Annotated in this window: 24 protein-coding genes; 18 read left to right on the top strand and 6 right to left on the bottom strand. The window is 42.1% G+C overall.

Going from position 1 to position 25,522, the window contains the following annotated elements:
• The first annotated feature begins 7 nt into the window (after positions 1 to 7).
• The 8 genes from ACZ5O6_RS06900 to ACZ5O6_RS06865 all read left to right on the top strand — a co-directional run bounded on the left by ACZ5O6_RS06900 (position 8) and on the right by ACZ5O6_RS06865 (position 10,467).
• Positions 8 to 622: an SPOR domain-containing protein gene (locus ACZ5O6_RS06900; RefSeq protein WP_447091730.1), complete on the top strand. Its 615-nt coding sequence runs from the start codon at positions 8 to 10 to the stop codon at positions 620 to 622.
• A gap of 92 nt (positions 623 to 714) precedes the next feature.
• Complete coding sequence (locus tag ACZ5O6_RS06895; RefSeq protein WP_447091729.1) at positions 715 to 1,215, top strand: CvpA family protein; 501 nt, start codon at positions 715 to 717, stop codon at positions 1,213 to 1,215.
• Between the two features lie 31 nt (positions 1,216 to 1,246).
• Positions 1,247 to 2,779, top strand: a complete 1,533-nt coding sequence (purF, locus tag ACZ5O6_RS06890; RefSeq protein ID WP_447091728.1) for an amidophosphoribosyltransferase — start codon at positions 1,247 to 1,249, stop codon at positions 2,777 to 2,779.
• Positions 2,780 to 4,075, top strand: a complete 1,296-nt coding sequence (locus ACZ5O6_RS06885) for an O-succinylhomoserine sulfhydrylase (RefSeq protein ID WP_447091727.1) — start codon at positions 2,780 to 2,782, stop codon at positions 4,073 to 4,075. It begins immediately after the preceding gene.
• Positions 4,076 to 4,233: 158 nt separating this feature from the next.
• A complete protein-coding gene (locus ACZ5O6_RS06880) occupies positions 4,234 to 5,487 on the top strand; it encodes an efflux RND transporter periplasmic adaptor subunit (RefSeq protein ID WP_447091726.1) in 1,254 nt (417 codons plus the stop codon).
• A gap of 66 nt (positions 5,488 to 5,553) precedes the next feature.
• Positions 5,554 to 8,649, top strand: coding sequence for an efflux RND transporter permease subunit (locus tag ACZ5O6_RS06875; RefSeq protein ID WP_447091743.1), 3,096 nt, complete (start codon positions 5,554 to 5,556; stop codon positions 8,647 to 8,649).
• 79 nt (positions 8,650 to 8,728) lie between these two features.
• Positions 8,729 to 9,991, top strand: a complete 1,263-nt coding sequence (locus tag ACZ5O6_RS06870; protein WP_447091725.1) for an MFS transporter — start codon at positions 8,729 to 8,731, stop codon at positions 9,989 to 9,991.
• Positions 9,992 to 10,242: 251 nt separating this feature from the next.
• Positions 10,243 to 10,467 (top strand): hypothetical protein, encoded by a 225-nt coding sequence (locus ACZ5O6_RS06865; protein ID WP_464283488.1) that lies wholly within the window; start codon positions 10,243 to 10,245, stop codon positions 10,465 to 10,467.
• Here ACZ5O6_RS06865 and ACZ5O6_RS06860 read toward each other — a convergent pair.
• The 5 genes from ACZ5O6_RS06860 to ACZ5O6_RS06840 all read right to left on the bottom strand — a co-directional run bounded on the left by ACZ5O6_RS06860 (position 10,448) and on the right by ACZ5O6_RS06840 (position 14,014).
• Positions 10,448 to 11,230 carry a TrmH family RNA methyltransferase gene (locus tag ACZ5O6_RS06860; RefSeq protein WP_447091723.1) on the bottom strand — a complete coding sequence of 261 codons (783 nt, stop codon included), beginning with the start codon at positions 11,228 to 11,230 and terminating at the stop codon, positions 10,448 to 10,450. The two genes, ACZ5O6_RS06865 and ACZ5O6_RS06860, sit on opposite strands and share 20 nt — an antisense overlap.
• A gap of 157 nt (positions 11,231 to 11,387) precedes the next feature.
• Positions 11,388 to 11,816 (bottom strand): CBS domain-containing protein, encoded by a 429-nt coding sequence (locus ACZ5O6_RS06855; protein ID WP_447091722.1) that lies wholly within the window; start codon positions 11,814 to 11,816, stop codon positions 11,388 to 11,390.
• Positions 11,817 to 11,869: 53 nt separating this feature from the next.
• Entirely contained in the window at positions 11,870 to 12,652 is a 783-nt protein-coding gene (locus ACZ5O6_RS06850; RefSeq protein WP_447091721.1) for a pyridoxine 5'-phosphate synthase, read from the bottom strand.
• Positions 12,653 to 12,721: 69 nt separating this feature from the next.
• The gene (locus ACZ5O6_RS06845) at positions 12,722 to 13,021 is read right to left on the bottom strand and encodes a YciI family protein (RefSeq protein WP_447091720.1); all 300 of its coding nucleotides are present in this window, start codon (positions 13,019 to 13,021) and stop codon (positions 12,722 to 12,724) included.
• 192 nt (positions 13,022 to 13,213) lie between these two features.
• Complete coding sequence (locus ACZ5O6_RS06840; protein WP_447091719.1) at positions 13,214 to 14,014, bottom strand: VC0807 family protein; 801 nt, start codon at positions 14,012 to 14,014, stop codon at positions 13,214 to 13,216.
• A gap of 200 nt (positions 14,015 to 14,214) precedes the next feature.
• Between ACZ5O6_RS06840 and ACZ5O6_RS06835 the strand changes: the two genes are divergently transcribed.
• From ACZ5O6_RS06835 to rluB, 6 genes are all read left to right on the top strand, one after another.
• Positions 14,215 to 15,051, top strand: coding sequence for a PHP domain-containing protein (locus ACZ5O6_RS06835; RefSeq protein WP_447091718.1), 837 nt, complete (start codon positions 14,215 to 14,217; stop codon positions 15,049 to 15,051).
• A gap of 19 nt (positions 15,052 to 15,070) precedes the next feature.
• The gene (locus tag ACZ5O6_RS06830) at positions 15,071 to 15,682 is read left to right on the top strand and encodes an L-threonylcarbamoyladenylate synthase (RefSeq protein ID WP_447091717.1); all 612 of its coding nucleotides are present in this window, start codon (positions 15,071 to 15,073) and stop codon (positions 15,680 to 15,682) included.
• Between the two features lie 129 nt (positions 15,683 to 15,811).
• The gene (locus ACZ5O6_RS06825) at positions 15,812 to 16,294 is read left to right on the top strand and encodes a Dps family protein (RefSeq protein WP_447091716.1); all 483 of its coding nucleotides are present in this window, start codon (positions 15,812 to 15,814) and stop codon (positions 16,292 to 16,294) included.
• Positions 16,295 to 16,605: 311 nt separating this feature from the next.
• Positions 16,606 to 17,544 (top strand): segregation and condensation protein A, encoded by a 939-nt coding sequence (locus ACZ5O6_RS06820; RefSeq protein ID WP_447091715.1) that lies wholly within the window; start codon positions 16,606 to 16,608, stop codon positions 17,542 to 17,544.
• Between the two features lie 69 nt (positions 17,545 to 17,613).
• Positions 17,614 to 18,387 (top strand): SMC-Scp complex subunit ScpB, encoded by a 774-nt coding sequence (scpB, locus tag ACZ5O6_RS06815; protein ID WP_447091714.1) that lies wholly within the window; start codon positions 17,614 to 17,616, stop codon positions 18,385 to 18,387.
• 3 nt (positions 18,388 to 18,390) lie between these two features.
• Complete coding sequence (gene rluB / locus ACZ5O6_RS06810) at positions 18,391 to 19,275, top strand: 23S rRNA pseudouridine(2605) synthase RluB (RefSeq protein ID WP_447091713.1); 885 nt, start codon at positions 18,391 to 18,393, stop codon at positions 19,273 to 19,275.
• Positions 19,276 to 19,318: 43 nt separating this feature from the next.
• Here the strand turns inward: rluB and ACZ5O6_RS06805 are convergent, their stop codons facing one another.
• Positions 19,319 to 20,335 carry a GGDEF domain-containing protein gene (locus ACZ5O6_RS06805; protein WP_447091712.1) on the bottom strand — a complete coding sequence of 339 codons (1,017 nt, stop codon included), beginning with the start codon at positions 20,333 to 20,335 and terminating at the stop codon, positions 19,319 to 19,321.
• Between the two features lie 369 nt (positions 20,336 to 20,704).
• Here ACZ5O6_RS06805 and ACZ5O6_RS06800 point away from each other — a divergent pair, with 369 nt between their 5' ends.
• From ACZ5O6_RS06800 to ACZ5O6_RS06785, 4 genes are all read left to right on the top strand, one after another.
• Positions 20,705 to 21,256 (top strand): flavodoxin, encoded by a 552-nt coding sequence (locus ACZ5O6_RS06800; protein WP_447091711.1) that lies wholly within the window; start codon positions 20,705 to 20,707, stop codon positions 21,254 to 21,256.
• 117 nt (positions 21,257 to 21,373) lie between these two features.
• Positions 21,374 to 22,300, top strand: a complete 927-nt coding sequence (locus ACZ5O6_RS06795; protein ID WP_447091710.1) for an AAA family ATPase — start codon at positions 21,374 to 21,376, stop codon at positions 22,298 to 22,300.
• A 39-nt stretch (positions 22,301 to 22,339) separates the two neighbouring features.
• A complete protein-coding gene (locus tag ACZ5O6_RS06790; RefSeq protein ID WP_447091709.1) occupies positions 22,340 to 23,398 on the top strand; it encodes a DUF58 domain-containing protein in 1,059 nt (352 codons plus the stop codon).
• Positions 23,395 to 25,518, top strand: a complete 2,124-nt coding sequence (locus ACZ5O6_RS06785) for a transglutaminase TgpA family protein (protein ID WP_447091708.1) — start codon at positions 23,395 to 23,397, stop codon at positions 25,516 to 25,518. The genes ACZ5O6_RS06790 and ACZ5O6_RS06785 overlap by 4 nt, the downstream gene beginning before the upstream one ends.
• The last annotated feature ends 4 nt before the right edge of the window (positions 25,519 to 25,522 follow it).

Below are 25,522 nucleotides of genomic sequence, written 5' to 3'. Positions count from 1 at the left end.
GAAAACGTTGGATATAACACTAAAGCAGCGCCTTGTAGGTGTTATGGTGCTACTATCGTTAGGTATTATATTCTTACCATCGCTATTTTATCGCGATACAGGTGAGCGTACCGTTGTGGATACTCAATCAGTTATCCCTCCTAAACCTGTGGTTCGCACTATTGTTATTAGGCCGCCCAATGCGACTCAGCAACCTCCAGCAGCTAAACCCAGTGATGCCTTTCAACCATCAACAGAGCATTTATTATCGGCATCTTCAAGTAATAGTGATGTGGATAATGATAAGCCTGAGGCATCGACCGAGCCTAAAGTATCGCCGAAAGCACCAGAGAAAAAGACTATTGATGATAATGCTCTGCGCATCGATACGAGCGGTTTACCGAAATCTTGGGTGATACAGGCTGCGAGCTTTCAATCGAAAGAACATGCAGAGGCTTTAATGAATAAGCTGCGTGGCAAAAACCTGAAAGCCTATGTACGACCCGTTAAAACCTCCAAGGGCCAGTTCTTTAGAGTGCTAATTGGCCCCTATATTAGCCAATCGCGAGCGGAGACTGACAAGGTAGTGGTAGATAAAACCTATAAGGTTAAAGGACAAATACTGCGATTTTCTTCTAAATAAAGGTTTTTGGCAGTAAAAGCTCGCACACTTGGCTATAAACCCAAGGTAGGCTCTGTTAAAATGCCGCATCTTCGATAGCACGGCGTGTAATCATGGCAATGAACTGGGCTGACTGGGTCATCATTCTTATTTTGCTGATATCTAGCATTATTAGCTTAAAACGTGGCTTTGTAAAAGAGGCACTGTCGCTTGCGGTATGGGTAGTTGCCTTTATTGTTGCGACGACGTTTAGTGTTCATCTAGAACCTCATTTTGAAGCTTATACCTCGGCACCATCGACTCAAAAAATGGCTGCATTTTCTACCTTATTTATTGTGACTTTGCTACTGGGCAGTGCGGCGAGTTATCTGCTGGCGTCTTTGGTTAGTGTTGCTGGTTTATCTAATGCAGATAAAGTAATCGGTGTATTCTTTGGCTTTGCTCGAGGCGTGTTGGTGATATTAGCGATTGTATTATACGTGCCCATTGTTGTGCCTATTGATCAAGATAGTTGGTGGATGGAGTCTGCTTTAATCCCTTACTTCCTCAGTATGGAAGAAGATTTTCATGGCATAATTTCTAGTCTTTCTGCTATTTTTTCTCAACCTGTATAGTTTCCGTTTTATTATCTAAGAGTTATAGCCTATGTGTGGTGTTGTTGGCGTTGTTGGTAAAAGTGACGTAAATCTTCAATTGTATGATGCGCTGACGATGTTACAGCATCGTGGGCAAGATGCGGCAGGTATGGTCACTTGTGATGACGGCCGTATCTCACAGCAAAAGGCGAATGGCTTAGTTAAAGATGTGTTTCGTACTCGACACATGCAGCGTCTTGTTGGTAACTATGGTATCGCTCATGTGCGCTACCCCACAGCAGGAAGCTCTGGTCCCGCGCTTGCTCAGCCTTTTTATGTGAATTCGCCTTACGGTATTGCGTTAGCCCACAATGGTAATTTAACCAATGCAGAGTCGGTATGTGAAGATTTATATCGTACTGATCTACGTCATATGAATACCGATTCTGATTCCGAAGTGTTATTGAATGTTTTTGCACAGGAATTGCAAAAAATTCATAAACACCAACCCGTCGCTGAAGATTTTTTAGGCGCTATTGAAGGTGTGCATAAACGTATTATTGGTGGTTATGCAGTGGTTAGTTTAATTGCTAATTACGGTTTAGTTGCCTTCCGTGATCCTCATGGTATTCGCCCCTTAGTATTTGGCGAGCGCCAAACGCCTTTGGGTACTGAATATATGATCGCCTCAGAGAGTGTCGCGTTAGACGTGGCTGGCTTTACGCTGACTCGTGATGTTCGTCCCGGTGAAGCGATTTATATTAGCAAAGAGGGCGAATTACATACTCGTCAATGCGCAGAAGTTGCAGAATGCACCCCGTGTATTTTTGAACATGTCTATTTCGCACGCCCAGATTCAATTATTGATGGTATTTCAGTCTACAAAGCACGCTTGCGTCAGGGCGAAAAGCTCGCAGAAAAAATTCTTCGAGAGTTTCCTGAAAATGACATCGATGTAGTGATTCCTATTCCTGATAGTAGCCGAGTTGCAGGTCAGGCGCTGGCGCATACATTAGGGGTAAAGTTTCGAGAAGGCTTAGTAAAAAACCGTTATATTGGTCGTACGTTTATTATGCCGGGTCAGCAACAACGAAAAAAATCGGTTCGACAAAAACTCAATCCTATTTCTCTTGAGTTTAAAGGCAAAAATGTCTTGTTAATTGATGATTCAATTGTTCGAGGCACCACGTCTGAACAAATTATTCAAATGGCGAGAGATGCGGGTGCGGCTAAAGTTTATCTAGCTTCAGCTGCTCCTCCTGTTAAATATCCGAATGTGTATGGTATTGATATGCCAACCACACAAGAGCTGATAGCCCATGGTTTGACGACCGAAGAAGTGTGTAAAGCCATAGGTGCTGATTGGCTTATTTACCAAGATTTAGAAGACTTGGTGATGGCATCGTCGGAAGGTAATCCTGAAATCACATCTTTTGATTGCGCGGTTTTTGATGGTAATTATGTGACCCATGATGTGGACGAATCATATCTCGATCGCTTGGCAGAAAAGCGCAATGAAAAAGCGCAAACCAAACAAAGAGAATTAGATTTAGATAGTAGTAGTGTTGTCGGTATTCACAACGACTCAGTGGAAAACGGATAAATGAGTAAAGAGCCTCAAGAGCAATTAGCCGTTAATATCGGAAATAATACATCGCTTAACCGAGACGACTCTCTTAAAAATCCTTTTGATGAAAGCCCTAAAGAATCTTTTATCGAAGATTACGAGCTTAGCCTAGGCTTAGATACTTTAGCTGTTCGTGCGGGTATCTCTCGTACCGGTGAGGGCGAACATTGCGAACCGATATTTACCACCTCAAGTTATGTGTTTGACTCTGCTGAACAGGCCGCCGCACGTTTTTCCGGCGATGAAGCCGGTAATGTTTATTCGCGTTATACCAACCCGACAGTGCGTACCTTTGAAGATCGTATAGCCGCTTTAGAAGGCGCAGAAACGGCGGTTGCTACCTCATCAGGCATGGCGGCGATACTAACAACATGTATTGCTTTGTTAGATGCCGGAGAACATATTGTTTGTTCCCGTAGTGTGTTTGGTACGACGGATGTGTTATTTACTAAATATCTCAGTAAATTTGGTATTGATATTAGTTTTGTCACATTAACGGATTATGATGAATGGCAATCAGCTATTACGGATAAAACACGCTTACTATTTTTAGAAACCCCGTCTAATCCCTTATGTGAAGTGGCTGATATTAGCGCCTTATCCACACTGGCTAAATCAAAAAATTGTTTGTTAGTTGTTGATAATTGTTTTTGTACACCGGCTTTACAACGTCCTATCGAGCTCGGCGCTGATATCGTTATCCACTCAGCAACAAAATATCTTGATGGGCAAGGGCGATGCTTGGGCGGTGTGGTTGTTGGCAGACAACAGGAAATGGACGAAGTATTGGCCGTGATACGTACGTGCGGTATGACGTTGAGCCCATTTAATGCATGGGTGTTTTTGAAAAGTTTAGAGACATTACGTATACGCATGCAAGCCCATTCAAACAACGCACTAGAACTAGCGTGGTGGTTGAATGAACAAGCCGCTGTTGAAAAAGTGTTTTATGCCGGCTTACCCACTCACGATGGACATACATTAGCTCGTCAGCAACAACAAGCCTTTGGTGGTGTATTATCATTTCGTGTAAAGGGCGGTCGTGCAGAAGCATGGCGCTTTATTAATGCAGTTAAGATCTTATCGTTAACGGCGAATCTAGGTGATACGAAAACGACGATTGTTCACCCAGCAACCACCACGCATAGCCGCTTATCGGATGAAGCAAAAGCGCAGGCAGGGATTACCGAAAACCTTATTCGCATTGCCGTTGGCTTAGAAGACATTAACGATATTATTGCGGATTGCCAACGAGGCATCGCTGCACTTTAACGGTGTGTTATCTTTTTTTGCCAATAATTTAACCTAATATAAAACCACATCGCTGTCTTGTCGTATGAATGACACTACGTGGGTTTAATTATAATCAACGTTACTATTAATCAACTTATCGTTAACTCATTAGTACAACGCTATCTCAGGGTATTTTAATGACTATTACACGTGTGCTTCTTACGCTTGTGGGTATTATTTTTGTTGTTGGCGCTATTGCCTTCGTCAAGGGTTTACAAATATCGGCCTTGATTGAATCCGGAAAGGCGATGCAAGAACCCCCGACGACAATTTCATCGAGTATTGTTGAAGCGCATGAATGGGAAACGACTCTACAAGCAATTGGTTCTCTAGAAGCAGCAAAAGGCTTAGAGGTGACCGCAGACTTATCGGGTAGAATTAATCGTATTTTATTTGAGGCAGGCAGTGAAGTTGAAGCGGGTGATTTACTGGTTGAACAAGATATTTCCGTCGAAAAAGCACAGCTGCGATCAGCAACTTCAGCGGCGGCATTAGCTAAAAGTAACTTTACTCGCATTCGTCAACTTTATGAGCGTAAAGTCGCCTCCAAGTCTGAATTCGATAATGCAAAAAACACTTACCAATCCGCATTAGCGGATGTTGATAATATTAATGCTTCTATCGAGAAAAAAAGTATTAGAGCCCCTTTTAATGGTCGCTTAGGTATTCGCTTGGTTAATTTAGGGCAAACGATTTCAGCCGGTGAGCCGGTTGTTTCACTACAAGCGACCGATCAAATGTTCGTTAATTTTTTCTTGCCACAGCAAAATCTTCCTTTGCTAGCTAGTGGTTTGACTATACGTCTCACGAGTGATGCTGTGCCCGATACGGTATTTACCGGCACCATTAACGCGATTAATCCTGAAATAGACAGCGATACGCGTAGTGTCGAAATTCAAGCAATTTTATCTAATCCAGATAACACGTTATTGCCGGGTATGTTCGCGAGTATTGATGTTATGTTGCCTGATGTTCAGCGCGTGCTTCTGGTACCGATTACGGCAGTGAGTTATTCCACTTATGGTGATTCGGTTTTTGTTATCGAAGAAAAAATCGATGATGCTTCAGAAGCAGTGCCTGATAGTGACAGTCATACTGCTGGTTCAAACAATTCACTTTCTAAACCAACAGAAAAGGATACGGCTGTAGCGTCTTTAGATAACGTAAGTGATACGGAAAATGCTGATAGGCAACCGTCACTTATCGCTCGCCAACAATTTGTGCGTTTAGGCGAGGCTAGAGGTGATTTTGTTGTTGTGACGAAAGGTCTTAGCGAAGGTGAGCAAATTGTTAATGCCGGCGTCTTTAAATTACGCAATGGTGCTTCGGTTGTTATTAATAATAAGGTTGTGCCCGAGTTTAACCTAGCCCCCACGTTACAAGACCAATAAGTCATTGTTATTGATACAGCGTTTGATACGACGTTGATTGCTTAAAACCAAGATTAACGAGTCAGCATTCTTATGAGTTTCACTGATATTTTTGTTCGTCGCCCAGTACTCGCTATTGTGGTCAGTTTAGTGATTGTGATCGCGGGGTTACAAGCGATAAGCTCCCTCTCTGTTCGCCAATACCCAAGGAGTGATAACGCCGTTGTTACCATTCAAACAAGTTATATTGGCGCTAGTGCTGAACTTGTTCGCGGCTTTGTCACAACACCGATCGAGAGAGCAGTCGCTGGAGCCGAAGGCATCGATTATATCGAGTCATCTAGCCAACTAGGTATATCGACGATTAATGTGCGTCTAGAGTTAAATTACGATCCGATAAAGGCACTGTCCGAAATTAATACGAAAGTTAATCAGGTACGTAATGATTTACCTGCTGAGGCCGAAGTACCTGTGATTAATGTCGAGTCGGCCGATAGCCAGTTTGCATCTGCCTACCTGAGTTTTACCTCTGATATTCTTGATAGCAACCAAATTACCGATTTTCTTGTGCGTGTTGTGCAACCGCGTTTATCTGCGCTTGATGGTGTGCAGCGTGCGGATGTATTAGGGGCGCGTAATTTTGCTATGCGTATATGGCTAAAACCTGAACGTTTAGCCGCTCACAATATTTCTCCAACGGATGTTAGGCAGGCATTGGCAGCTAATAATTTCCTATCGGCTTTGGGGCAAACAAAAGGCGGATTGGTAACGGTGAGTTTATCGGCCAATACCGATTTGCAAACCGTCAAAGAGTTTGAGCAACTGGTGTTAAGAACGTCAGACGAAGGCGCTGTTATCCGTCTTAACGATGTTGCTGATGTTCAATTAGGATCTGAGTCCTATAATGCAGAAGTTCGGTTTTCAGGGCAGACGGCTACCTTTATGGGGATTTGGCCATTACCCAATGCAAATTCTTTGGATGTGATCGCTCTAGTAAGAGAAGAGATGGAGGCTATTCAAGAAACATTGCCTTCGGGCATGCAAGCGCGTATTGCTTACGATGCCACTAAATATATTGATACGTCGATTAACGAAGTACGCAATACGCTAATTGAAACACTATTGATTGTTATTTTAGTGATTTTTTTATTCTTAGGCTCAGTACGCACCGTTCTTATTCCCGTAATTGCTATTCCTATCTCACTGATCGGTGCCATATTTCTTATGCAAATGATGGGCTTCAGTTTAAACCTGCTGACATTACTCGCGGTGGTCTTATCTGTTGGACTAGTGGTGGATGATGCCATTGTTATTGTGGAAAACGTACAGCGGCATATTAGTGAGGGGCAGGGTAAAGTGCAAGCCGCACTGCAGGGCGCACGCGAATTAGTCGGGCCGGTGATCGCAACAACAGCCGTACTAGTTGCGGTTTATTTACCGGTTGGTTTACAGGGCGGCTTAACGGGTTCTTTGTTTAAAGAGTTTACCTTTACACTGGCTGGTGCGGTTATTATTTCGAGTATTGTGGCATTAACGCTTTCACCTATGATGTCATCAAGGGTATTGAAAGAAGGTGATGATGAAACCGGTTTTGCACTCAAAGTACATCAAGCGTTTAATCGTTTTAAAGCGCGGTATGCTCGTTGGTTGGATGCGACGCTAGAAGCCAGACCTTTGGTTCTCGGTGTATGGATTGTTGCTAGTTTACTTTGTGTTCCATTATTTATGATGTCTTCTAGTGAATTAGCGCCCACCGAAGATCAAGGCGTAATTTTTGGCATTGTAGAAGATGCCGCGAATGTAAATTTAGATCAGGCGATATTCTATGCAGATGAGGCGGAGCGCATTTTTTCTTCACCAGAAGAAACCGACTTTGTTTTTCAGTTAATTGCACCAGGCGCAACGTTTGGAGGTATGGTACTTGAGCCTTGGGATCAGCGTGAACGAACGGTATTTGATGTGCTGCTCGATGTGCAAACCGAGCTATCGACCATTCCAGGTATTAATATGTTCCCCATTACTCCCGCTGCTTTACCCGGTGGAGGTAATTTTCCAGTGGAATTTATTATTACCTCAACCGATGAAGCGGTTGATATTCTTAGTGTTGTTGAGCAATTAAAAGAAAAGGGAATGCAAGCCGGTTTATTTCCGTTTCCTCCCATTATTGATACTAAAATAGATAAACCCCAAGCAGAGTTGGTGATTGATCGTGACAAAGTTGCTGATCTAGGATTAACTTTGCAGCAAGTCGGTACAGATGTAGGCATCTTGTTGGGCGGTAATTTTGTTAATCGTTTTAATATCGAGGGGCGCAGTTATCGGGTGATCCCTCAAGTAAAACGTTCTGAACGTCTTAACCCTGAACAGTTAGAAAACCTGTATATTTCTGGCCCCGATGACAGTCTCATTAAGTTGAGTACCGTTGCGAGTATTCGAGAAATGGTTGTGCCGCGCAGTTTAAATCGATTCCAACAACAAAATGCAGTAAAGCTGAGTGGCGTTAGTCTTAAGCCGCTTGCCGAAACTTTAGACTTTCTTAAAAATGAAGCAGACCAAATAATGCCATCGCATTATGGTATTGATTACACCGGAGAGTCACGACAGTTGGTGCGAGAAGGGAATAAATTTTTACCGGCATTTGTACTAGCTATCGTGTTAATTTTTCTTGTTTTAGCTGCGCAATTTAATAGCTTTCGCGATCCACTGGTGATTATTCTCGGTTCTGTTCCGTTAGCTATGTTCGGTTCATTGATTTTTATTTTTCTGAAAATGCCTAACCCGCAACTGCCTTTTTGGACAGACGGTTGGACAACAACGTTAAATATTTACTCGCAAGTTGGTTTAGTAACACTCATTGGTCTCGTTGCCAAAAATGGTATCTTAGTGGTTGAATTTGCTAATAAGCTGCAAGAGCAAGGAATGCAAAAGCTCGCCGCGGTTAAGGAAGCGGCGACGACTCGACTACGCCCGATCTTGATGACAAGTGTTGCCACTGTCGCCGGACATTTCCCCCTTATTCTTGTTGTAGGTGCTGGTGCAGAAGCTCGAAACTCTATTGGTATAGTGTTGGTGAGTGGTATGGCTATTGGGACTTTATTTACCCTATTTGTTATCCCCTCTATTTATATGCTGATAGCCAAAGACTTAAAGGGTGAAAAGCTGTCAGTTGGCAACACAAACTAACGGATGATTGCGAGATAATGTTAGTGCCAACACGCTCTAATATTACCCACTTCGTTCATCACCTTTATAGGCATATTGCGTGACTCCTCATTTTTTTTACCTTTTTGCTTTGTCAGCTTTATCTGTCGCTCTGGGCATTCAGCTTATTCTATTACCATGGTTGGTGATTGATGAACTGTCTTTGTCTTCTGTTTGGGTAGGGTGGATACAAGCGGCGGTGTTGATCCCTAACTTATTGTTGTTATTGTTAGGTGGTTTGTCGGCCGATCGAGATGGTGTCCGTTATTTGTGGCTTGTATTGCTTGTTAATGGTCTGTTACATGGAATGCTCGCTTATATTATTCATTCACATTGGTTAAGTATTGTATTGCTACTGGGGTATGCCGGTGCTTTAGGTATTACCAATGCGTTTGTTCAGCCTTGGCGCGAATATTTGCTTCATCAGGTTAATCATCATTCTGAAAGCCATAGTGACGACGGTTTACCGTCATTAGTGGCAAAGTCGAGTCTTTGTGTTTATATCGGGCAAGCGGCTGGTGTTTTTTTATCATCAACGATGGATATTATAGGCTCTGAGCAGTTATTACTTATTCAGCTCTGCCTTGTAGGCTTGTCTATTTTCGGTTTTTATCGGGTACAACATTTGCTCTCTTCGCTTGCGGTTAATAAAATCGATAATAATACTGGTGGAAAAAATGCGTTAAGTCATCGTAGTCAACCAATAATCGAGTTGCTAAAAACAAGTTGGGAAGAGATGTGGTGTTTACCTGCATTGCGCAGTTTACTGTGTATTGTTGCCTTTAATGGTTTCTTTCATATCGGTGTTTTTATTGTTGCCTTGCCATTAATTGTTCAGCAAGTGTATGGGCAGTCAGTCATCTATTTTAGCGGTTTACAGCTTGTTTTTTTATTGGGGACAATCGTGACCACCTTGGCTGTCATTTTTAAGAAGGGCTTAGATTCACCGGGTCGCAGGGTCATTTTTGGTTTGCTTTATGGCGGTGTTATTCTCCTATCCATTAGTGCAAAGCCCACCATTGTTGGTTTATTTGTATTGCTATTTTTTTGGGGGGTTGTGGTGGGTGTCTCGGCTACTATGGGGCGCACAATTTTGCAATCAATGGCACCGGATCATTGTCGCGGCTATATGATTTCTCTTTATCAGTTATGTCTATTCGGTTTTGCACCTCTCGGCGCACTATTTGCTGGTTACGCTGTGCAATGGTGGGGGGTTATGGATTTGTTAAAAGTGAGTGGTATTGCCAGTTTGTTGATGTTCGCGGCTTTAATGGGGGTTAGAGCATTATGGGATGTGGAAACGACAAGCGTTAATAAGCCTTGATGAGTGTGTATAGAACAAAAACTATACTTATTGCTTGAATTTCAACCATTTTGGCATTAGCATATAGCCCATTCTTTACTGAGTTCTTTTCTATATTGTCAAAAATTATAATCAAAAGTGGCACTTACACTTCAGCCTCTTTAACAAACAATCTAGAAATTCCAAGTATTTGATCATCCTAACTAATGACTATTTTATTGCCGCGATGCTTATCGTTGGCTTTAATACGCTTTTTGCGTTTGGGGAAGAAAGTGTTTAATACGATTATGTCAATGGCGGTTGCCGGCGTTATTACTGCTTCGGGGGCGCACTATTTACAGCAGCTAGAAGTAGACTCTACACGTGCAGCTGATCGTTATGCCGTTGATGCTAACGAGCGTTTTCAAGAGTATGAAAAAATACTGCCGGGTAGTGTTCTATACCCCAATGTTGATACGTATCCTATACAGGGCAACACTAAGAGAACACATCCTTAAACGCTAACAAACTAGCGGTTACCGCAACATTCAGTGACTCCACACCGTTATTCATCGGTATGGCAATCGAGCGATCACACTGCTGAGCCACTTCTTTGCTCACTCCATCGGTTTCATTCCCTAATACATAGATAATAAATGCTTCACCTATTGGGTCATTAATCGAATGCTTAGCATGAGATGATAAGCCATAGACACAGGCGTTATGTTGCTTGGCTTCTGCTAGCGCTTCAGCTAATGATTTGCAGTGTAAGATAGGCGCTTTAAATAGTGTGCCTGCGCTGGCTTTGACAACCAGTGAGTCAATCGCTGCGCAACCTTTATCCGGTAGCAATAAACCATCCACTTGCCCAGCACATACCGAGCGGATGATCATGCCGAGATTTTGCGGATTAGTAATACGATCTAATGCTATCAGGCGGATGGGCTTTTTAGCATTTTCCACATGATGTAAAAAATCCTTATAAGAGCGGTGCTGTGGGCAGAGCACATCAATGCACACGCCTTGGTCTTGTTTACTATTTTTTGAAAGTCGCGATAGTGCCTGTTTACTATGATAAAGCACGTCGATATTACGTTTTTTAGCAATATCGACAATATCTTGAATGATACCTTGGGGTTTATTGCTATCCGCAAGGTGCAAACGATAAATAGTTAGTGTTTTGTCCTGTAGTATTTCTAACACAGGTTTTCGACCAAAGAGTGTTACGACTTGATTAAAAAATTGCTTTTTTTGTTTGTATTGTTCGGTATCAGATGGCATAAAATATGTGGTGTGCTTTTAAAATAACGGCGTACTAGAAGAGAAGCACCAAAATCGTGGTGTTTTTTCAATACCCGTAAAAGTTGAGATAGCAATGGTGCAGCGCTGCCAGAGTCTATTTTTTCAAATAGCTCTGACTTTATACCAAGAGGCTTGGCTACCTTTGTACGTTTGGTTTTGTAAAATAACCGTCTTCTTCATGTTCAAGCAATGCGCGTAATACATCACTTCGGCTAATCAGGCCGACGAGTTTTCCATCGGTAACAACGGGATAGTTTTTAGGGCGGTTAGTCATAATGGTTTGTGCAATTTCAACGATACTGGTTTCTGGTGTAACACTCACCACATCGGTTTGCATAGCGCTGGATACGGCGCCGGGTTCTTCAGAATAAAAAGCATCATTTAGCATATCTTTTACGCAGTCTTGTTCTGATAAATACCCAATAAGCTGCTTTTTTTCATCAATAACGGGTGCACCAATAACGCCTTCTTTTAGCATCATGGCAACGGCCTCTTTAATGCTCGTTGAGGCGTGAATAGCATGAGGGTCGTGATCCATATAATCAGTAACAAGTATTGAATGCATAAGGCAGCTCTCCGAGTATTATTTTAAATTGTATTCAGTAGTACACCATTAAGTTATTTCTTATTGTAGTCGAATTGGCAAATATTACTATAAGCCGATACTGTTGCAGTATAACCGTTTTCTAGCGCCTCAACCGTTAATGCATGACCAATCGAGACTTCAGCAATTGGCGCAATGGCCAGAAATTCGGAGAGGTTTTTTTGATTGAGATCATGCCCGGCATTTACAGTAAGGCCGATATTATTCGCATGCTGCGCTGCTTGCTGGTAAGTATTAAGTGTACTTTGGTGTGCTTCCGTATTGTAGTGCTCGGCATAAGGCCCAGTATAGAGTTCGATGCGATCAGCGCCTATTGCTTTGGCTTGATTAATTTGTTCAATATCAGGGTCCATAAATAAACTACAGCGAACTCCCCAGCTTTTCAGTTGCTGAATAACTTTTTCTAGTGCGGCAGTGTCTTGGCGTAAATCAAAACCGTGATCAGAGGTTAATTGTTCATTACTGTCCGGCACTAGCGTCGCTTGATCAGGACGGTATTGATCAATAAGTGCCATAAATCCGGGATAGTCTTCACCCATTTCAAACGCTAAATGCCCTTCAAATGGATTGCCCTCTATGTTGAATTCACATCCGCTTATGCTGTTAGTGAGCGATCGAAGTGCTTTTAGGTCATGCGGTCGGATGTGCCGTTGATCGGGCCGGGGATGTACAGTAATCCCTTTGGCTCCAGCTTTAATCGCTTGTTCAGCAAAGTGTACGACATCCGGATAATTACCTTCTCGTGAATTTCTGAGAAGTGCGATTTTATTCATGTTAACGCTAAGTACTGTGGCCATAATAAAAAGTAGTCAATAGTAGTAATCGATAAGTAATGAGTGAGATTGTTTTTGCAACAACCCCTTATTTTACGGTAACACTTTCTTAAAGGGTTTTACGATAACTGATTCGTAAACGCCAGCCGCTAAATAGGGCTCGTCATTTGCCCACTGTTGTGCGTCCTCTAAGCAAGAAAACTCGGCAATTACAACACTGCCTGTAAAACCTGCGGGGCCGGGGTCTTCATTGTCAATGGCGGGGCAGGGGCCTGCGACGAAAAGACGTCCTTGTTCTTTTAATGCATTCAAGCGTTCAACGTGAGCGGGGCGAGTTGCCATACGTAAATCAAGCGTGTTGGGTTTATCTTCGCAAATAAAAACGTACCACATGGGGTTAACTCCTTAATCGTATATTCTTAATTTACCCGTGATGTATGCCAAAACATCAAATAAAAGATCAGGCTGCTTTTTCAGCAACACGTTGTAAATATGTACTATAAACTTCGCGGCAGCTTGACCTTTTATTCGATGAGTGTAATTCAGTCAGAATACATCACAGGTTTAATTTTCATTATGTTGTGTTTAATGTTGTTTTAAAATATCTTCTAAATCTAATTGTGTGAGCTTTTTGATCTGCTTAAACAAATAAAATAAAGCAAACATCATTACAATGGTGGCCGGTATAGCAATAATAGGAAAGCTAAGTGCATTCATTTTTCCTAATTCTGCATTAAATGCTTCGGTGCCTGGTTCACTAACTAGAATCACGATAGCCAATATGTAATTGAGTATCGAAGAAAGGATAAATGAGCAGGCAATAAGATAAGAAGCATTTTTTAATACTTGTTCAAAAGCCGTTTTGTTATTGTGAACAAGTAATGCTTGATCCACTTTATCGATTTGTAAAATTTTATCGTTATACAAAAATGTTTTTACAAGAGGGAAGCGTGTTTTTAATGATAATAGTGTAAAAATAGCGAATAACGCAGGGATACCGGCTTCTTTAATAGCAATATATTCTGGAGGAAGCTTGAGTAAAGCCATACCACCAGTTAGCATAATACTGACAATGCCAATTGCTGAGAATAAATTGAATTTGCCAACGCTAAAAAATTCTTTTAATCCGTATGCTAGTGGAAAACTTAAGGCAACAACAATTGCGAGTTCCACACCTAAATCATCTTCTCCGCTAAATTTCGATAAAATAAGCGTGGGAATTAAAATATTAACCAAGAGATTAATTAAAAGATTTTCTTTTTTTTCTGGCTTGGCAGTGACATTATCTTTAGATGGAGCATTTTGAGGTTCAGGCTCCGCGTTGATGGTATCGTTAGCGGATACCTGTATGTTATTTTCTTCAGGAGTAGGTGTATTACTGTGCATAATTCAGTAGCTAATAAATCGTTGGTGTTGGGTGGAGGCAACCGTTAGACAAGATATGGGTCGCCATGAATAGCCATAAAAAGGGCTAGATGGTCTATACGTTAAAAAATGCACTATATTACGTAAACTACCTAGCGTAAACGTTATCTGTTACTTTATTATCAGGCTTATACCTACTTTATACTTTCAAAGGATGTTTTGTGTACGATTTACACACCCATAGTTATTGCTCTGATGGCACGTTATCACCGACCGAATTGGTGCGCACTGCTCATGCCAATGGTGTGCGTGTGCTCGCGCTCACCGACCACGACACCTTAGAGGGTATAGCAGAGGCAAGCGAAGCAGCCTCAAATAAGCTATTAGACGATATGACCATTATCACAGGTATTGAGCTTTCAACTCAGTGGCGAGGTCGAGGCATCCATATTGTTGGCCTTAATGTCGACATTGACTCTCCTGAGTTGCAGCAAGCTGTTGAGCGGCAAACGCAGGTGCGTATTAAGCGTGCGCAAACGATTGCCGACAAACTGGAAAAATCGGGCATAAAAGGGGCATTAGACGGCGCTAGGCATTATGCAGGGCAGGGTGCTATTGGCCGACCACACTTTGCACAATATATGGTGGATGCAGGCTATGTTGGGTCTATTCCGCAAGCGTTTAAGCGTTATTTAGGGGCAGGAAAAGTGGGCGATGTTAAACAATGCTGGCCGGATATAGACGAGGCCGTTCAATGGATTTCAGCCGCAGGCGGAATTGCCGTATTGGCACATCCTGATAAATATGACCTCACTCGCACGAAACTGTACGAACTACTTGGTGATTTCGTAGAAGCGGGAGGGCAGGCCATGGAGGTGGTGAGCGGCCATCAAGATAAAACCGTAACACAAAAATTAGCGCGTGCTGCTAACGATTTTTCATTGCTGGCTTCTTGCGGGAGTGACTTTCATAGCCCTAATAATACTTGGCAATCACTCGGCGGCTATTCCGCCTTGCCGGATGATGTCGCACCGGTATGGACGCAATTCACGTCTTAAACGAATAAAAAGGAAAACAATGGCTCAGTTATTCAGTATTCACCCAGAAAACCCACAGGCACGTTTTGTGACTCGTGCGGTTGATATTATCCGCAAAGGTGGTTTAGTCGCGTATCCCACCGATTCTGCCTATGCCTTAGGTTGTCATATTGGTGACAAGTTTGCTCTGGATCGTATTCGAGGTATTCGTCAGCTCGATAAAGATCATAATTTTACCTTGGTATGTCGAGATCTCTCAGAAATTGCCACCTACGCTAAAGTAAATAATCAAGCCTTTCGCATGATTAAAAATTGCACGCCGGGGCCCTTCACATTTATTTTAGAAGCAACCACAGAAACCCCTCGACGATTAAAGCATCCAAAGAAAAAAACTATTGGTCTGCGTATACCCAGCAATCCGATAGCGCAAGCGCTACTTGAAGAGCTGAATGAGCCTATGATGACAAGTACCTTAATATTACCCGGGGAATCTCAACCACTGACCGAGCCTTATGATATTCGAGAATCTCTGGAGCACCAGTTGGAGCTAGTGATTGATGGTGGCTTTTGTGGAATGGAGGCAACAACTGTGGTCGATATGACCGGGGATGAACCGGTTATTGCTCGTCAGGGGTGCGGTGTTTTCCAGTAGAACGATTACTGTAGATCACCTAACATTACATAGGCACTATAAGGTCGATAGTTATTTAATATTATATTTGCATTTCTGATAGTTTTATTATGTATTTACGGTTAATCAAATCAATAAGGAATAACTATCATGTCAGTTAACTATACAATGAATGTTGGTATCAGCGAAGAGCAGCGTCAGGCAGTAGCCGCTAGCTTAGGTGAATTACTCGCAGATACCTACACTCTCTATCTTAAAACACACAACTTTCATTGGAATGTGGTTGGCCCCAAATTTCATGACCTGCATTTAATGTTTGAAGAGCAATATATCGAGCTAGCGACGGCGGTTGATGATGTTGCAGAACGCATTCGTACGCTAGGTTTTCCTGCGCCGGGTACTTACCAACAGTTTGCTGCCCTGACATCGATCGACGAAACGGTAGGTGTGCCATCAGCCGATGAGATGGTTGCTATTCTCGCGAGCGACAATGAAACACTTATTCGTACGGCACGTAGAATTTTACCCTTAGCACAAGATGTTGATGATGAATCAACCGCCAGCCTTATTGCTGACCGTATGGTCGTACACGAAAAAACAGCGTGGATGTTGCGTAGTTTGTTAGGGCACTGACTCCCCAGCATAGGCCCCTCAAATAACTATCTTTACCAAGATTTAGCCGCTGTTGAGTCACTCTTCAGTGGCCAGTGGCTAAATAACAGATGTACCTTTGGTAGATTGTGCAAAATTCATTAGTGAAAATCCATAAAGCCTCTATTTTATGCTTTGCTACTCCAGAATACCCCTTAGTTTGTTCGTATAGTGAGGTATAACTGACCTTATCGTTGTTAGCACCACTCTCCCTCTATTGCCGACTGGCAAAAGTCGTTATAATCCGCCCACACATTGGCGACTCGTGAGAGTCTATAAAGACTTGGAAGATAATGACTATCATTGCTGACGATAACACACTATCCGCGACGGACTCTGCCCCTGAATCAGCCGCGCAGCCTGAGTCCACCCAAGATAGCTCCGTTACTGTGGGTGAGCCCACTGATACGGCGACGTCTCAATCCTCTTCTGCTGAAAAGCCAGAACAAGATGAAATGCCCTTTGCTTTGGTGAATGGCGAAGCCTATACCGATGTTCCTAAAGATCTTTATATCCCGCCAGATGCATTAGAAGTTATTCTTGAGGCCTTTGAAGGCCCGCTTGATTTACTCCTCTACCTTATTCGTCGTCAAAATCTTGACATTCTTGAGGTCAATGTCTCAGATATTACGCATCAATATGTTGCATATGTTGAGATGATGAGTAATTTACAGTTTGAATTGGCGGCAGAATATTTAGTGATGGCGGCTATGCTTGCAGAAATTAAGTCGCGGATGCTTTTGCCTCGTAATCAAGAGGAAGAAGAAGACGAAGGTAATGATCCTCGTGCGGCACTGATCCGTCGCCTACAAGAATATGAGCGCTTTAAATCCGCAGCCGAAGATATCGAAGAGATGCCACGATTGTATCGTGATGTGCATCAAGCAAGTGCCGATGCTCCCGACCGAAACCTTACTCGCCCAGACCCAGAAGTCGATTTTAAAGAAATATTATTGGCGTTGTCCGAAGTGCTCCGTCGTGCGGATATGTTTGAAAGCCATCAGGTAGAAATGGAACGTATGTCTACGCGTGAGCGAATGACGCAAGTGCTTGAGCGATTAAGTGAAGAAAAAACGTTCGTCCCCTTCGTTAGTTTGTTCAGTGTTGCAGAAGGGCGCCTCGGTGTGATTGTCACCTTTATGGCTATTATGGAACTCATTAAAGAGTCACTCGTTGATATTGTACAAAATGAATCTTTCGGTGCTATCCATGTAAAAGCCAAGGTGGATTAACTGGACTTGCCGACCTTTTTAGCCCATGGTTCTTATTGGATAACAGTAAACTAGTTAGTAGCAAAAATTATGATAGAAAAGTCTCAACTTAAAAAAATACTCGAAGGCGCTTTGCTAGCTTATGCCCAGCCATTGACGCTCGATAAGCTGCATAGCTTATTTGTGACAGAAACGACGGATACCGAAGAAGGTGATGAGTTACCAGTTGAGTCGCAAGTGAATAAGGCAGACATTGTTAGCGCCTTGGAAGAAATTCAACAAAGCTGTGAAGATAAAGGCTATGAGCTTAAATCAGTAGCAAGTGGTTGGCGTTTCCAAGTGAAAGAAGAAACGGCGCCTTGGGTGAATAAGTTGTGGGATGAAAAACCTCAACGTTACTCACGTGCATTGATGGAAACTATTGCGATTATTGCTTATCGACAACCCATTACGCGTGGGGACATTGAAGAAATTCGTGGTGTTGCTGTTAGTAGCCATATTATTAAAACACTAACCGAGCGCGAGTGGATTAAAGTCATTGGACATCGTGATGTTCCCGGTAGGCCTTCATTATTTGCAACAACTAAAACGTTCTTAGATTATTTTAATTTACAAAGTTTAGAGCAATTGCCGTCGTTACAAGAGCTGACGGATATTGATTTACTTAACCCTGAATTAAATTTGCAAGACGTGCCTCCGACAAATGATGAAGAAGAGGTTGATGTTGCAGATGCACCTGCTCAGCAAAATATTTTAGAAACAGAAACAGAAACAGAAACAGAAACAGAAACAGAAACAGAAACAGAAACAGAAACAGAAACAGAAACAGATAATCACGCCTCGGATGACGAGCAGGTAATATAATTAATGAATGATGATGTAGAAGTAACAGAACCCAGTCCCGAAGGTGAAAAGCTGCAAAAAGTACTTGCGCGTGCAGGTTTGGGTTCTCGTCGAGAAATGGAGCGTGTTATCCAGCAAGGCCAGGTCGTTGTTAATGGTCAAGTGGCAACCTTGGGCGATCGCGTTAGTCTTAATGATAAAATTGATGTTAATGGCCGTCGTATTAAATTAGAAAAGCCAGAAGAGCGACGCATTCGAGTTTTACTCTACAACAAACCTGAAGGGGAAATTTGTACTCGCTCAGACCCTGAAAATCGACCGACTGTATATGATCGCTTGCCCCCTATAAAAGGCGATCGCTGGATATCAGTTGGTCGTTTAGACTTTAATACCAGTGGCTTATTATTGTTTACCAACGATGGCGAGCTGGCCAATAAATTGATGCACCCATCCTCTGTGATTGATCGAGAATATCTTGCCCGCATACAGGGTGACGTTGATAACGACATGAAGCAGCGCCTACGCGATGGTGTTGAACTAGATGACGGTGTGGCTAAGTTTACAGATATTGTAGACGGTGCTGGCGAAGGTCGTAACCAATGGTTTTATTGTGTGGTTATGGAAGGAAAAAATCGTGAAGTTCGGCGCTTGTGGGAGTCACAAGGTGTGTCGGTGAGCCGTTTGAAACGTGTGCGTTATGGAAATATTTTTATTCCATCTCATGTTCGTGTAGGGCAATGGATTGAAATGACCGAATCAGAAATTAAGGAACTATGTGGTACGGCGGGTGTGGCAGCGCCATCATCAAAACCATTAACGCGTGCCCAGCTCGATACTCATCAGCGGCACCAGCGTAAATTGCGTTCTAATAGGCAGCCGACTAGCTACCGCAAAAAAAATAAGCGGTAACTTGTCGGCTGGTACGCTGCACTATCGGCAATCTGGTGTGCCGCTAGTGCTGACGTCCGTCAGCAGTCACTAATAAATCGCGTTGCGTGTGTGTGTTTCCTTCTTTTGATGAAAACTCAACGCGGTTTCTGCCTGCATGTTTTGCACAATATAATACTTTGTCTGCTTGCTGCATCAGTTCTTGTGTGTCCGAGCAGTAGGCTGAACAACTCCCGCCAATACTGATAGTGACGCCAATGTTTTTGCCTTTTTGAGTTTCAACAGGAATACTCAATGCCGAAACATTTTCTCGTATACGTTCGGCAATAATCATCGCACCTGACAATTCACTCTTATTCAAGATAACCACAAACTCTTCACCACCATAACGATAAGCGACATCGGTTTGTCTTGTTGTTGAACTAATACTGTTGGCGACGGCCTTAATGACTTTGTCACCAACGCTGTGCCCATAAGTGTCATTAATTTTTTTGAAATGATCAATATCAAGCATCAATACACAAAAATGTTGGTCATAACGCTGCGCCATTTGCCATTGATGCGATATGGCTTGTTCAAGTGCTCCGCGATTCGCTAACCCTGTCAGTGGGTCGCTTAAGGCTTGCTGTATAGCATCACGGTAACTTAACGCATTGCGTAAGGGGTAAATTAAAATGCTTAACAAACCTTCTAATTGCTCTAGCTCCGCGTGTGTAAAGCGCTGTTTGCGGCTAAAGACAATGTTGCCTAAATAACTATCTTGTAGGCGTAAAGAATAATCAGTGGTATGTGTCGAGCCTTTACCTAATTTAACCGTGATGTTTTTTTCTTGAAAGCTGTAAGCGCAGCTATTGACCTTCAAGAGGTGCTGTAATTGACCAAAAAATAAGTCGAATAAAGGTTCTAGCTTTAACGTTGTTTGCAGCAACGATGTTAATTTGAGCTGAATATTCGAATCATTAGACGTCACTACTCTTGCTGTTGTCTCCATAGCCGTGTTGCCAGAATGAGCTTTACGGGCGAGAGAGTCGGTAGACAATGTGTCGCGTACATCTGCGGATGGATTAACTTGGGTGGACATAGTAATACCTATCTAAAATAGTCGCTGCTAAAACGAGTTATCGACCTATATCAAGAATTATTTAGGAAAAAATGCTTGAAACTACATATTGCCTAATTAGTGTACAAAAAGTACATGCTAATTGCGTACCAAATTATTATTTATGTTAAAAAATCGAGTAAAAATATAGAGTTAGGACAGATAAATTATTGCATGAAAAATAAGCGACAAAATTCTGGCATAGTGAATGTCACCATAGTTTGCCAATTGCGTTACAAGATATCACTCCATAAATTCGTCAAGGCAATATATTGCCACTTTAGGTTGCGTATAAACACTAAGATTGGGACAATCGCTGGCTGTTAATTGGATGGTTATTTAGAGGTTTTTGTGTCGAGTATTGGTATATTTTTCGGTAGTGACGAAGGTAATACAGAGCGTGTCGCAGGTCTTATCCATCATCAATTGCAGAGCATTTTAGGATTATCTTCCTCCTCAATTGACTTATATGACATTGCTGATGTCACACAGGTCGAATTCTCAGAGTATCAATACATCATATTAGGGATACCCACGTGGGATTTTGGGGAAATCCAGTCCGACTGGGAAGAATTTTGGGAAGATATTGAAGCCATTGATTTTAATAATAAGGTGATAGCCTTATTTGGTTTAGGTGACCAATTCGGTTACGGTGACTATTTTTTAGATGCTATGGGCATGTTGCATGATGTTGTTGCAAGCAATGGAGCGAGTATTGTTGGCTACTGGTCTACGGAGGGTTATGAATTTGAAGCCTCAAAGGCTGAGACCACTCACCCCATTAGCGGCGAGCCTTGCTTTGTTGGTTTAGCGATTGATGAAGATCAGCAAGATGAATTAACGGAGATGCGTGTTCAACGTTGGTGTGAACAGCTACGCCGCGAGTGGAATCTTGATTCTTAACATAAGAAGCTTCCGAACAAGTCATACGTGATTTTATCTCATCGAAAATATCATTCAGACTTATTCTGAGCTTCTATACCACCTTTCATTTTTTTGATCGTTAGTTAGGACAGTTTTATGGCAACATTGTTAAAAGAGCCGCTACAAGCATTGAGCCATGCATTGGGGCAAATTATTTATGGTAAGCAAGCGGTTACAGAGCATGCCTTATGTGGCTTGTTAGCGGGCGGCCATCTATTGCTTGAAGATTTACCCGGCATGGGAAAAACAACCTTGGCACAAGGCTTAGCAAAAGTCTTTGGTTTAGATTATCAGCGTGTGCAGTTTACTAGTGATTTACTCCCTGCGGATGTCACTGGTAGTACGATTTATCAACAAACAACAGGCGAATTTACCTTTCACAAAGGGCCTGTTTTTACTCAAGTATTGTTGGCAGACGAAATTAACCGTGCATCACCTAAAACACAGAGTGCTCTCTTAGAGGCTATGGGGGAGCGACAAGTAACGGCTGATGGCCATACCTATGATCTACCTTCTCCTTTTTTTGTTATAGCGACACAAAATCCCCAGCACCAATCAGGTACATTCCCTTTACCTGAGTCGCAACTCGATCGTTTTATGATGCGTTTATCGCTAGGCTACCCGACAGAAAAAGCTGAACGTTTGCTGCTTAAGCAAGGTGGAACACAATCCCTTGTTAAAGCGACAAAGGCGATTATTTCTTTCGAGCAATTACAACGGTTGCAAACAGCCGTAAAAAATATTGAAGTTAGCGATAATGTTATCGATTATTTACATCGATTGTTAACTCAATCTCGCCATGATCAATCCTTTGATAATGGTTTGTCCCCGCGTGCGGGTTTAGCGTGGTTACATTGTGCTAAAGCATGGGCGCTATTACAGCAGCGTGACTATTTAACACCTGATGATTTACAAGCTGTCATGTTACCAGTGATTGGTCATCGCCTCTTGCCTATGGATAGTATTGATAGTGCAGCCCTTAAGATAGAGACGTTTATGAAAACAGTACCTGTAGTTCGCTAACGATAAAGGTTGATGAGATGAACGTTCGAGAAGGCGATAATGGAGAATACTAGTAAAGGCGCCATCAATAGAATTAATAAAAAAAATTCACTGACTTTTTTTCAGCGTTGGCTTAATCGCCGTATCCCACCTAGTAAAAAACACTATTTATACCGGAAAAATATTTTTATCTTGCCCTCAATAACCGGCATGTGCTTCTTATTGGTATTGCTGTTGGTTTGGTTATTAGGCACCAATTATCAAAATAATCTTGCCATAATACTTGCGTTCTTACTGTTGTCATTGATGCATACTTGTATGTTTTACACGTATGCGAGTCTGTCAGGGCTTTCGCTTGATATTGTTTCTATAGAACCTTGTTTTTTAGGCGAAATGGCAAAAGTGCAATGTCGAATAAGTAGTGATAGTGGTCGTATGCATCACCAAGTCACTTTGTCGGCAGATGATTTGTTAAGTACAACGCTAACACTTAACAAAAACGAACCACAAATGCTGACTTTGCTTATATCACCCAGTCATCGTGGTTATTATCAAGCAAAACGTATACGTGTTGCTTCAAGCTATCCATTAGGCTTGCTAACGGCCTGGTCGCATTTAGATATGGCGATTGACATACTCACTTATCCTCAGCCGTTATCGGCTGAACTGCCCGAAAATACGCTACGATCTGTAGATAATGACAATAAGAAACCGCAAATATTTGCACAATATGTCGATCAAAATAATGTGAAGGATGAAATATCGCATCTTCGAGAATATCAGTTCGGTGATTCGCTTCGACAAATTGCGTGGAAAAGTTATGCCAAAGGGCAGGGTTTATCCACTAAACAGTATGATAATCATAGCGCTGCTGCTAGTGAATTGTGGTTAACGTGGCATGGATTTTCCGGTTTGCCTACAGAGCTTAGGCTGTCAAAATTATGTGATTGTATATTACAGGCCGAGTCACTTAATGTTCGTTATGGGTTAGAACTTCCGAACAGCACTATAAAACTAGGTAAAGGAAAAAAACATCAAGAAGCATTACTTTTTGCTTTAGCTGTTTTTGATACGCAGAGACAGCACAAAGCTTATAGTGATAAAGAGGCTTTATCATGATCGCTAAAAATAATAATACGGTAACTGACTCATCTAAGGGTATATTCTTTCAGCGAGTTCAATCAGATAGTTATGTTGGTGATCCTAGTGTAAATTCCAGGCCACTAATGATTAGTCTACTCATCGCCTATAGTAGCGTGTGCTTATTACACTTTTCACAATTGCCCGCTTTATTGTTGGTTGCATCACCACTGATTATAGCGTGGCGTATTCAGATATTACGTGAAAAAATGGCTCCACCTAATCGCTTAGTAAAAACATGCTTTTCTTTAGTATTTTGTTTGTTTTTATTTTTTTATTATAAACAGTGGGTCGCAGTGGAACCTACCGTTGGGCTATTACTTGTTGCCTCTAGTTTGAAATTGCTGGAGATTCGCCACCGTCGGGATATTTTTGTTATTGCATTTCTTTATTTTTTTTTAGTGGCTTGCGGCTTTCTATTTAAGCAATCACTTATCTATAGCGCAGCGAGTGCACTTGTCACTGTTTTGATCACTGCTGTGTTGGTGTTGCTATATAGTAGTCAGCAGGGTGGAATACAAGCTGCTCAGCCGACATCTTACGTTATTGTTAATAGTATAAAACTCAGCGCAAAATTACTTTTTCAAAGCGTTTTTTTAGCGGCAGTGATATTGTTACTTTTTCCAAGACTTAATCCGTTGTGGTCTGTTCCTATACATTCGGATCAAGCAACAACGGGTATCAGTGATAGTATGTCGCCGGGCGATATTAGCTCACTAATTCAAGACCCTTCTTTAGCTTTTCGTGTGACATTTGTTGATGATGTTATTGATCGGCAGGATATGTATTGGCGTGGACTTGTGTTTGATGACTTTGATGGTCGGCGTTGGCAGCGCTCCCAAAGCGTTGAGCAAACAGTTCGATTAGGTAATAAAAACGCTACTAGGATAAGTTCCTCAGTGTTAAATAAGCCAGATGTAAGGCCGATTGACTATGATGTTTTACTAGAAGCCACAACCCAACAATGGTTATATGCCGTACCTAATGCTCGTGTGATCCAAGGTGTTCGATCGCCTATATATTCTAATGCGTCTGAAATTTTTCAAGAGAATACTATTAATCAACGCATACAATACCGGGTTAGTACTAATACGGCAGTAGCTAATACAGACCCTTTATCGACGATTGATTATCGTCGTTTTACAGCATTACCTTCCAGTAGTAACCCAAAAACTCAGCGTTTAGCCCTTCAATGGTGGCAAGAGTCTAGTAGCCCAGAGGCTTATATTGACCAAGTGCTTACCTATTACAGGAAAAATTTTCAGTACACATTATCACCACCACCTTTAGGCTTTCATACCGTTGATGAGTTTTTATTCGATACGCAAAGTGGTTTTTGTGAACACTTCTCAAGCAGCTTTACAGTATTAATGCGCTCAGTCGGCATCCCTGCTCGTGTAGTAGTGGGCTACCATGGTGGTGAATGGAATAGCGATCAATCTTATGTGAATGTCTACCAGCGAGATGCTCATGCATGGGCTGAGGTTTGGCTGAAAAATAAAGGGTGGATTAGGGTGGATCCAACAGCGGCTGTAGCGTTTTCTCGTATAGAGCAAGGTGTCAGTGCTGCATTACCGCAGCGAGAACGTTCGTTAGTGGGCGGTAATCGTTCTACACAGCTTGAGTGGGTAAAAAAATTACATCAGCAATGGCAAAATATCGATTATCGCTGGCAGCGTTGGGTGGTCAGTTACGACAATGAAGCGCAGCAAAATTTATTGGAAAAATACTTTGGAGAGATGACCATCGGAAAAGTAATCACTGTCGTTACTATTCCGCTAGTTGTTGTCGCTCTGATAATAAGCTTTAGTTTATTTCGCGAGAGTTTTATCGCTCGATATTTTCAGCGTGCCAGTGCTGAAGAAAAGATTTACCTACGCTTGATAAAAAAGCTAAAAGCTAAGGGAGTCGAAATAAAAGATAGTGATTCAGTGAGTACGGTGTGCCAAAAAGCTATAGTCGCGTTTCCTCAACATCAAGCCTTGCTGGAAGGCCTGTGCAAAGATATTAATGCTTTATTCTATCGCTCTTCTATCGATCAAAAAGAAAGAAAACGTTATCGGTTAAACGTTGAGCAGTCGTTAAAACTAATTGTTTAACGAC

The organism is Eionea flava, assembly GCF_055393785.1.
The sequence above is the reverse complement of the archived record's forward strand: the minus strand, read 5'-3'. Positions and strand labels throughout refer to the sequence as shown.

Coding starts and splice junctions, on each gene's coding strand:
- ACZ5O6_RS06895 (WP_447091729.1), top strand. CDS start 715: ATGGCAATGAACTGGGCTGACTGGGTCATCATTCTTATTTTGCTGATA.
- purF (WP_447091728.1), top strand. CDS start 1,247: ATGTGTGGTGTTGTTGGCGTTGTTGGTAAAAGTGACGTAAATCTTCAA.
- ACZ5O6_RS06885 (WP_447091727.1), top strand. CDS start 2,780: ATGAGTAAAGAGCCTCAAGAGCAATTAGCCGTTAATATCGGAAATAAT.
- ACZ5O6_RS06880 (WP_447091726.1), top strand. CDS start 4,234: ATGACTATTACACGTGTGCTTCTTACGCTTGTGGGTATTATTTTTGTT.
- ACZ5O6_RS06860 (WP_447091723.1), bottom strand. CDS start 11,230: ATGCCATCTGATACCGAACAATACAAACAAAAAAAGCAATTTTTTAAT.
- ACZ5O6_RS06855 (WP_447091722.1), bottom strand. CDS start 11,816: ATGCATTCAATACTTGTTACTGATTATATGGATCACGACCCTCATGCT.
- ACZ5O6_RS06850 (WP_447091721.1), bottom strand. CDS start 12,652: ATGGCCACAGTACTTAGCGTTAACATGAATAAAATCGCACTTCTCAGA.
- ACZ5O6_RS06845 (WP_447091720.1), bottom strand. CDS start 13,021: ATGTGGTACGTTTTTATTTGCGAAGATAAACCCAACACGCTTGATTTA.
- ACZ5O6_RS06840 (WP_447091719.1), bottom strand. CDS start 14,014: ATGCACAGTAATACACCTACTCCTGAAGAAAATAACATACAGGTATCC.
- ACZ5O6_RS06830 (WP_447091717.1), top strand. CDS start 15,071: ATGGCTCAGTTATTCAGTATTCACCCAGAAAACCCACAGGCACGTTTT.
- ACZ5O6_RS06825 (WP_447091716.1), top strand. CDS start 15,812: ATGTCAGTTAACTATACAATGAATGTTGGTATCAGCGAAGAGCAGCGT.
- ACZ5O6_RS06820 (WP_447091715.1), top strand. CDS start 16,606: ATGACTATCATTGCTGACGATAACACACTATCCGCGACGGACTCTGCC.
- scpB (WP_447091714.1), top strand. CDS start 17,614: ATGATAGAAAAGTCTCAACTTAAAAAAATACTCGAAGGCGCTTTGCTA.
- rluB (WP_447091713.1), top strand. CDS start 18,391: ATGAATGATGATGTAGAAGTAACAGAACCCAGTCCCGAAGGTGAAAAG.
- ACZ5O6_RS06805 (WP_447091712.1), bottom strand. CDS start 20,335: ATGTCCACCCAAGTTAATCCATCCGCAGATGTACGCGACACATTGTCT.
- ACZ5O6_RS06795 (WP_447091710.1), top strand. CDS start 21,374: ATGGCAACATTGTTAAAAGAGCCGCTACAAGCATTGAGCCATGCATTG.
- ACZ5O6_RS06790 (WP_447091709.1), top strand. CDS start 22,340: ATGGAGAATACTAGTAAAGGCGCCATCAATAGAATTAATAAAAAAAAT.
- ACZ5O6_RS06785 (WP_447091708.1), top strand. CDS start 23,395: ATGATCGCTAAAAATAATAATACGGTAACTGACTCATCTAAGGGTATA.